A 1,067-nucleotide genomic window follows, 5' to 3' on the forward strand; every position below is an offset into this window, starting at 1 on the left:
AGATCCTGCTTATTCAGGAATGAATAATAAATTAAAACTTGGTAAAGGAAGAATTGTTGGAAAATATGCTGATAAAGGTACAGAACAAGCTAAATGGTTCAATGAATTTGATGACACAGAAGAAAATTATCATCTGTTTTTAAGTGAATGTAAAAGAGTCTTAAATAAGCAAACAGGTCATATTTATCTAATGTTTGATTCATTTAGTTTATTAACTTTAGGAGCATTGGTAAGAGAGTACTTTGATGTAAAAAATTTACTCGTATGGGACAAAGTAAATATTGGAATGGGACACTATTTTCGTCGACGCCATGAATTAATTTTGTTTGCAACAAATGGTAATACTCGAAAAGTAAGTAGTAGATCTCTACATGATATTTGGGATGTAAAGCGTATTCATAACTCGAAATACCCAACTCAAAAACCGGTAGAAGTTTTTGAACGTATGCTTGAGGCTAGTAGTGTTCCAGGTTTTACAGTATGTGATCCATTTCTAGGTAGTGGTTCAGCAGCTCTTGCGGCTATTAAATATGATTGTAATTTTGTTGGTTGCGACATTTCAGAACAATCTTTTGAATTATGTAATGAAAGAATTCAACAATTTCTAGATAATAACGTGGATATCTTGGAAAAGAGTTCTAAAAAGTAATGGCATCGTTATCAAAGACTAAGCATTTATTTGGTTTTACTTCACCCCGAACAATTGAAAAAATTATTCCAGAACTAAATATATTAAGCCAACAATTTTCTGGAAAGGCATGGGGTGAAAATCAAATAAATTTCTTTGATGCGATATTTAAGTCGGATTTCTATGAAGGAACAACCTATCCTCAAGATCCAGCTTTAGCTGCGCGTGATAGGATAACTAGAGCCCCTAAAGCATTAGGATTTATTCAATTAAAGCCATTTATTGAATTGACTAAAGCCGGTAATCAATTAGTAAATCAAAAGAGGTTACCAGAGTTATTTACAAAACAATTGCTTAAGTTTCAGCTACCTGCACCCTACCATACACAATCACCCACAGTAAATTTTAATGTTCGTCCTTATCTTGAGTTACTTCGATT

General features: G+C 32.7%; 2 protein-coding genes. Both read left to right on the forward strand.

The genetic code is table 11. The annotated features are described in order from the left end of the window. A partial coding sequence (locus FTV41_RS15020; protein ID WP_179996791.1) for a site-specific DNA-methyltransferase occupies positions 1-649 on the forward strand: 649 nt, incomplete at its 5' end. Further along, a partial coding sequence (locus FTV41_RS15025; protein ID WP_218945216.1) for a hypothetical protein occupies positions 649-1,067 on the forward strand: 419 nt, incomplete at its 3' end. The genes FTV41_RS15020 and FTV41_RS15025, both read left to right, overlap by 1 nt.

Origin of the sequence: Acinetobacter sp. YH16051 (assembly GCF_013417135.1) — a bacterium.
Lineage (GTDB): Bacteria > Pseudomonadota > Gammaproteobacteria > Pseudomonadales > Moraxellaceae > Acinetobacter > Acinetobacter towneri.